The sequence below is a fragment of the Intestinimonas sp. RTP31139st1_F5_RTP31139_211217 genome, from assembly GCF_040226735.1.
Taxonomy (GTDB): Bacteria; Bacillota; Clostridia; order Oscillospirales; family Oscillospiraceae; genus Intestinimonas; species Intestinimonas butyriciproducens.
The window spans coordinates 36270-43043 of sequence record NZ_JBCOAQ010000027.1 but is presented as its reverse complement, the minus strand read 5'-3'; the positions used below and the strand labels follow the sequence as shown (position 1 = coordinate 43043).

The 6774-nt window shown below is 61.0% G+C and carries 5 protein-coding genes; 2 read left to right on the top strand and 3 right to left on the bottom strand.

Going from position 1 to position 6774, the window contains the following annotated elements:
• Window positions 1–433 precede the first annotated feature (433 nt).
• The 3 genes from ABUA09_RS13960 to ABUA09_RS13950 are packed head-to-tail and all read right to left on the bottom strand — an operon-like array spanning window position 434 to window position 4257.
• Window positions 434–1546: a GerAB/ArcD/ProY family transporter gene (locus tag ABUA09_RS13960; RefSeq protein WP_279202152.1), complete on the bottom strand. Its 1113-nt coding sequence runs from the start codon at window positions 1544–1546 to the stop codon at window positions 434–436.
• Between the two features lie 51 nt (window positions 1547–1597).
• Complete coding sequence (locus ABUA09_RS13955) at window positions 1598–2743, bottom strand: Ger(x)C family spore germination protein (protein WP_208319950.1); 1146 nt, start codon at window positions 2741–2743, stop codon at window positions 1598–1600.
• Window positions 2740–4257, bottom strand: a complete 1518-nt coding sequence (locus ABUA09_RS13950; protein WP_033118312.1) for a spore germination protein — start codon at window positions 4255–4257, stop codon at window positions 2740–2742. The genes ABUA09_RS13955 and ABUA09_RS13950 overlap by 4 nt, the downstream gene beginning before the upstream one ends.
• Before the next feature lie 190 nt (window positions 4258–4447).
• Between ABUA09_RS13950 and ABUA09_RS13945 the strand changes: the two genes are divergently transcribed.
• Complete coding sequence (locus ABUA09_RS13945) at window positions 4448–5323, top strand: sulfide/dihydroorotate dehydrogenase-like FAD/NAD-binding protein (RefSeq protein WP_349949433.1); 876 nt, start codon at window positions 4448–4450, stop codon at window positions 5321–5323.
• 3 nt (window positions 5324–5326) lie between these two features.
• The gene (gltA, locus tag ABUA09_RS13940; RefSeq protein ID WP_058118647.1) at window positions 5327–6724 is read left to right on the top strand and encodes an NADPH-dependent glutamate synthase; all 1398 of its coding nucleotides are present in this window, start codon (window positions 5327–5329) and stop codon (window positions 6722–6724) included.
• The last annotated feature ends 50 nt before the right edge of the window (window positions 6725–6774 follow it).

Genomic DNA, 6774 nt, shown 5'->3' with positions numbered 1-6774 from the left:
GTGCTTCGTGTTTCTTCTTCACGTTGTTTAATTTACAAGGTGCACGCCGCTCCAGCGGCGGGATTTTGATTGTACCATATGGTACTCTCATTGTCAAGCGTTTTCTTCAATTTCTTTCGAAACCATTTCGACACCTGACTCGTTTGCGTCTTACGCGAACTTTTATATCTTACCAGATCTCCAAGCCCTTGTCAAGCACTTTTTTCAAATCCCTTTGAATCAGTGCCGCCTCTCGGCTGACGCGAACTTTGTTATTCTAGCAGATGGCCAAGCTCTTGTCAAGCATTTTCTTCAGCCGCTCACGGATTTTTCCTCCGCTCTTTGCCACTGTTTTCCTGCCCTGCGTTTGGCGCTCAGTTAATATACCAAACTCCTCCCCAATTGTCAACTCCTTTTTCCGTTTTTCTTTCATCTATTTTTACTGCGTCTTTGCTTACCCATATCCTGTGTCTTTTCCCCTCTTCTCCCCACAAGATGTGTCCGTCTTTTTTCTCCCTTTGACATTTGTCACAATCAATGCAAGGGCTGGGACCGGAAACGCCAAGATCAAATTACCCCAAGGGACCCATGCGGATGAGACCTTTTCCACAGAGAAGTCGTCCGGAAACAGGGTAAGTCCGCCTAAAAACGCGACGATCACCGCCACAGGGGCGGCCCAATGTTCCCACCGGGAGCCCAAAACCGCTCCCGCACCTTTTCTGATGGCAAACACCAACAGACCCAGCATTGCAAAATCGCTGAGCACCCAGAGGGCCACCACAACAGACTCCACCCGCTGGAATGCTCCATCCACTCCCACGCCTCTGGCGACTTCAAAGAAGGGGATATCCATGCGCCCGCACAGCGCAGGGCCCAACTGTCCCAAGACGCCGAACTCGAGCAGTGTGAGAACACCGCATCCCGCCAACAGCCAGAGCAGTCCCTGTCTGGCGTCACCAGAACGCCTGGTGACGTTCCCCCCTAAAAATCCTCCGAACACCCCGCAGCTCAGTACGCCAACCGGCACCAGCGTGGCCGCTGTTACGGCCGGAACGTCCGTTATCCAGACCGGCAGCACATGCTCGGGGCTCATATCTAGGATGGAAAAAAGCAGTACCAGCCCCAGGGTCAGCGCTAGGACCAGGTAGCAGATCTCCGCCGCACGGGCAAAGGCGCCCAATTTGCGCCGTCCCATCCAGAGCACCACCCCCAGCAGCACCAGCAGAAATACCCAGGGGGCGGCGCTTCGATATCCGGCAGAGAGCATCCGCTCGGCGTAGAGCCGCCCCTCGGCGCACAGGAGAAAAAGCGCCCAGGACAGGTAAATTACAATGACCACCTTTCCCGCCAGAGGACCAAAGGCATCCTGATAGGCCTGTGCCAGCCCTCCGCTCCGGCGGCAAAGCGAAAAAACCATCCACCCCAGCAGCAGAAAGGGCGGAAAGGCCAGTATGCCGGTGAGCCATGCGCTCTCTCCTGCCGTCCCCACCGTCCAGCCCGGCAGCGCCCGCACCGCCGGGGACAGCAGCGCGGTGAACAGGATCACATAGAGCTGCCGCGCGGAAATATTATCGCTGTTCAGAGGATCACCACCTAAATAATAATAACAGGCCCGCCCTTACATGCGGGCCACCTGTCCCGTTACGGTCAGGGAGATTGGGAGCGCGGCAAACCCCGCTTTCCACTGTGTTTCCAGCTCTGCCTTACGCCAGGGCGCCGCCAGGGCGGCTTTCCTCCCCAGGTGGAGATAGTCGGCGTCCAGGGTCTGGGCCAGGTCCAGCGCCGTATGGATAGCCGCCTCACCTGTCTGCGCAAGGCGTTCCTCCAGCCATATCCTGCCCTCCTCGCTGAGTCCGTCCGCCCCCCGCAGCTCCGCCACCTGAGCCTCGATCCGGCAGGTGACGGCCAGTCCGGCGAGGACGCCGTCCGTAAAGGACGGCGTCAGCTCCGTCTTCACCTCGGTGAGCCGCAGCGCGGTCTGTGCAAGGCTGGGCGCGGCAAACTCCAGTATCCGCCCCGGGGCATCCCCGGTCAAAAGGTCCGCCCCAAGCGCGCCTTCCTCCCCCGTCCAGCCCGCCAGCGCTCCGTTCCGCAGGATCGCATAACCCGCTCCGGCCACAGTGTACTCCCCCTCCGCTCCGTCTCCGGTCCTGGCGGGTCGGCGTTCCAGTGCCGGGAGAAGCGCACAGCCGTTGTCCAGCAGGTCTGAGAGCACCTCTCTCGCTGTCCGCGGCGCGGGGGAAGCCGCCAATTCGGCGTCGGTCTCCAGCGCCGTGAGGCGATCCGGCGCGCCTCCGTCAGACGCGGCGTCAAAGAGGATATCCCCGGCTCTGCCGTCTTTTATCACCCAGAGGCGGGCCTCCAGCCGCAGCTCCGGGTCCCGTGCCATGTGTCCCAGCAGCGACATAACGCCCGTTAGAGCCTGCTCTTCCCCCACCAGGACATGCTCCACATCCCCGAAAAAGACAAAATCCGAACCGAACGTCTGCATCTCTGCGCAGGCGGCGGACACAGTTTCAGCCTGTGCGGAGAGCACCACCGGCGACTGCCCGGGCGAGTCCCCCGCACCGGACCGTCCCCCGCTGGAGACGGTAACCGCCACCCTCCCCGGAGCCCCCTCTTTCAGATCCACTCCCAGCGCCCCCATGAGGACGGTATCCTCGATCTCATGGGCGTATGGCAGGGCTGCCTCGGCTCTGGAGCAGCCGGACAGGGGGAGCAGCGCCGCGCACAGCAGCAGGACAGCAGATTTTTTCACTCTCATCGCTGGTTCCTCCTGTTCTGGGTCTTGAGCGCCGTCTCCCGCAGCTTGACGCTGGGCAGCGGCTGTCGGATCACGGCATGCCCCTCCACCTGTTCCCCGTCGTTGGCGGCAAAGGGCGTGAGGTAGGCCACGCCGAAGCTCTCCAGGGAGGCGAGATGACAGATGAGCAGCAGTGCCCCAATGGCCGCGCCGAACATTCCCGCTAGAGAGGCCAGCGCCGCCAGACCAAAGCGCCAGATCCGCAGCGCGCCCGCGAAATCCTGAGACGGCATAGTATATCCGGCAATACCCGCCACCGCCACCACGATGAGCACCGCGGGAGAGACGATACGGGCCTCCACAGCGGCGGACCCCACCACCAGTCCCCCCAGAATGGAGACGGTCTGACCGATGGAACTGGGAAGCCGGAGCCCGGCCTCCTGAATGATCTCAAAGGCCACCAGCATCAGGAGGACTTCGAACACCGTGGTAAAGGGCACATCCTGCTTGGCCGCTATGATGGACAGGGCCAGCTCGGTGGGCAGCATCTCCAGGTGGAAGGTTACAGCGGCGATATAGACGGCCGGTAGAAAGAGAGTGATGAGCATACACAGGTAGCGCAGCACCATGAGGGCGGATGCCGCCATCCAGCCCTGGGACTTGTCCTGAGGCGTCTTAAAAAACTGGCTGAGGGTCCCGGGCAGGAGCCAGCCCAAAGGCAGCCCGTCGATGAGCAGTCCCACGCGGCCCTCCACCACGCCGGCGGAAAAGCGGTCCGGCCGTTCGGTGTACGCCAGGGTGGGAAAGGCGGTGTGGATGTCGTCGGCGATATATTCCTCCAGATTCCCTGTGGCGATGAGGGCGTCGATATCGATCTCCGCCACCCGGCGCTCTACGGCGCGGACCGTCTCGGGGTTGGTGATGCCCTCGATCCACACAATATCCACGGGGGTCACCGTCTGCCGCCCCACCAGCAGCTCCCTGATCCGCAGATCCGGGGTGCGTACCCGCCGCCGCAACAGGGAGGTGTTGGTACGCACGGACTCCACAAAGGAATCCCTCGGCCCTTTGAGCGGAGGCTCGTTCTCCGGATCGGAAATGGACCGCTTCTCCTCGGTCCCTACATTAAAGGAGAGGACCTCCTTTTCCCCTGGAAAAAAGAGGATGCAATTCCCGCCAATCATATCGAATACGGCCTCGTCCATCGTGGCGCGTTTTTCCACCCCTAAATTGTAGAGGGCGCCTTTCCGGATGCGCTCCATGGCCTGCGCCATGCCGCACCCGCTCAGGACGGTGTCCTGCGCCAGAGGGCGAAGCACGTAGTCGCTGGCCCGCTCCATTTTCACCATCCCGCTGATATAGCACAGCGTCACCAGCTTGTCCGGATCTCCACCCAAGGCGGCTTCCCGTTCGGAAAAATCCACACAGTCCGCAAAGACCTGTCGGACGCTCTCCACTGTCAGCGGCAGATCGATCCTGGGCTCCCGCCTGGGGTGGGGCGGCACCTCGACCTTTTTTCTCCCAAAAAAGCCCACAGCCACGCCTCCTTTTCTATCCTGCTATTCTCTCCCGGAGCGCGGGCGGATATGCGTCCGGGCGCAGTTGTCGAAAGTCTGTTCCGCTGTCTGCAACCATAGTATGGACAACAGCGCATTTGTCCTTTATAATAGTAAAAATCAACGGCTGAACAGTTGCTTTGCAGCGTCTCAAAGGAGTGGTAGTAACATGGCTTTGATCCAGCACAAGCGCCGCCTGAATCCCACGGTAACTCTGATGGAGGTGTCCGCCCCCCTGATCGCCAAAAAGGCGCAGCCGGGCCAATTCATCATCCTCCGCGTAGATGAACACGGCGAACGAATCCCCCTGACCATCTCGGACTATGACCGGGAGCGGGGTGCCGTCACCATTATCTTTCAAAAGGTAGGTCTGACCACCGAGCTGCTGGACCGGCTAGAGGAGGGCGATGACATTCTGGACTTTGTCGGCCCCCTCGGCACTCCCACCGACCTGCTGGACCGTGAACACCCCGGGTTGGAGTTGGGCCCTGTCAAGCGGGTGGCCGTCATCGGCGGCGGCGTAGGCTGCGCCATCGCCTATCCCCAGGCCAAGTATCTCCACGCCCGCGGCGTAGAGGTGGACGTCATCGCCGGTTTCCGCTCCAAGGATATCGTCATTCTGGAGGAGGAGTTCAAAAAAGCCTGCGACCACTTCTATCTCACCACCGACGACGGCTCCTGCGGGGAAAAGGGGCTGGTCACCGACAAGCTCAAAACGCTCATCGACTCCGGCATCCACTACGACGCCGTCATCGCTATTGGGCCTATCATCATGATGAAGTTCGTCTGTAAGACCACCGAGCCTTACGGCATCAAAACTTTAGTCTCCCTCAACCCCATCATGATTGACGGCACCGGGATGTGCGGCGGCTGCCGGGTATCCGTGGGGGGCGAGATGAAGTTTGCCTGTGTGGACGGCCCCGACTTTGACGGGCATAAAGTGGATTTTGACGAGCTGATGACCCGGAACAGGGCTTATCAGGAGCGCGAAGCGGAGACCCGCCGGACCCATGCCTGCCGGCTGATGCAAAAGGAGGTTGAGTAAGCCATGGCGAATATGAGTGCGACCAAACTCCCCATGCCTGAGCAGGACCCCGCCGTCCGCAGCCGCAATTTTGAGGAGGTGGCCCAGGGCTATACCGCTGAGATGGCCGTGGAGGAGGCCGGACGCTGCCTCCACTGCAAAAATTCCCCCTGCGTGGCCGGCTGCCCGGTGAACATCCGCATCCCCGAGTTTATCGCCAAGGTGGCGGAGGGGGACTTCCAGGCCGCCTATGAGATCATACATACCACCAATACCCTCCCCGCAATCTCCGGCCGCGTCTGCCCCCAGGAGAGCCAGTGTGAATGTCTGTGTGTCCGCGGCAAGAAGGGGGAGCCCGTTGCCATCGGCCGCCTGGAGCGCTTCGTCGCCGACTGGTATCGGGAGCACGGTACGGAGAAAACCGCCAAGCCCGCCTCCAACGGCGTCAAAGTGGCGGTGGTGGGTTCCGGCCCCGCCGGGCTCACCTGCGCCTCCGACCTGGGCAAGCTGGGCTATGCCGTCACGATCTTCGAGGCCTTCCACACCGCCGGTGGCGTATTGGTCTACGGCATTCCCCAATTCCGGCTGCCCAAGGAGATTGTCCGCCATGAGGTGGAGGGCATTCTGGATATGGGCGTGGAGCTGAGGCTGGATACCGTCATCGGCAAGACCATCACCATCGACGAACTCTTTGAACAGGGCTACCAGGCCGTATTTGTGGGTTCTGGCGCGGGCCTGCCCATGTTTATGGGTATCCCCGGCGAGACGCTCAGTGGGGTCTACTCCGCCAATGAATATCTCACTCGTGTCAATCTCATGAAGGCCTATCTGGAGGAATACGACACGCCCATCAAAAAAAGCAGGGCCGTGGCCGTGGTGGGCGGCGGAAACGTGGCCATGGACGCCGCCCGGTGTGCCAAGCGCATCGGTGCCGAGCATGTATATGTGGTCTACCGCCGCAGCGAAGCGGAGATGCCCGCCCGGAACGAGGAGATCCACCACGCCAGGGAGGAAGGGATCGAGTTTCATCTTTTGAATAATCCCACCAGGATTCTCTCCGACGGCAAGGGAAGCGTAGCCGGAATGGAGTGTATCAAAATGGAGCTGGGTGAGCCCGACGCGTCCGGACGCCGCCGCCCGGTGGAGGTGCCGGGCAGCGAGTTCGTGCTGGACGTGGACACCGTCATCATGAGTCTGGGCACCACGCCCAATCCTCTGATCCGCTCCACCACCCCGGGCCTGGAAACCAATCGGAAGGGATGCCTCGTCGTCCACGAGGACACCATGGAGACCACCCGGCCGCATGTCTATGCCGGGGGCGACGCGGTGACCGGCGCGGCCACTGTGATTTTGGCCATGGGCGCAGGCAAGAGGGCCGCCAAGGCCATTCACGAGGCACTTTCTGCCAAAAAAGAGGATTAAGGGTTGATTTTCACGGCAAAACGGATATACTTTTAAAGGGTGTAGCCGGG

What these genes read in the sequence shown, in the direction of transcription:
- ABUA09_RS13955 (WP_208319950.1), bottom strand. Translation starts at nt 2,743, where the DNA reads ATGAGAGTGAAAAAATCTGCTGTCCTGCTGCTGTGCGCGGCGCTGCTC.
- gltA (WP_058118647.1), top strand. Translation starts at nt 5,327, where the DNA reads ATGGCGAATATGAGTGCGACCAAACTCCCCATGCCTGAGCAGGACCCC.
- ABUA09_RS13945 (WP_349949433.1), top strand. Translation starts at nt 4,448, where the DNA reads ATGGCTTTGATCCAGCACAAGCGCCGCCTGAATCCCACGGTAACTCTG.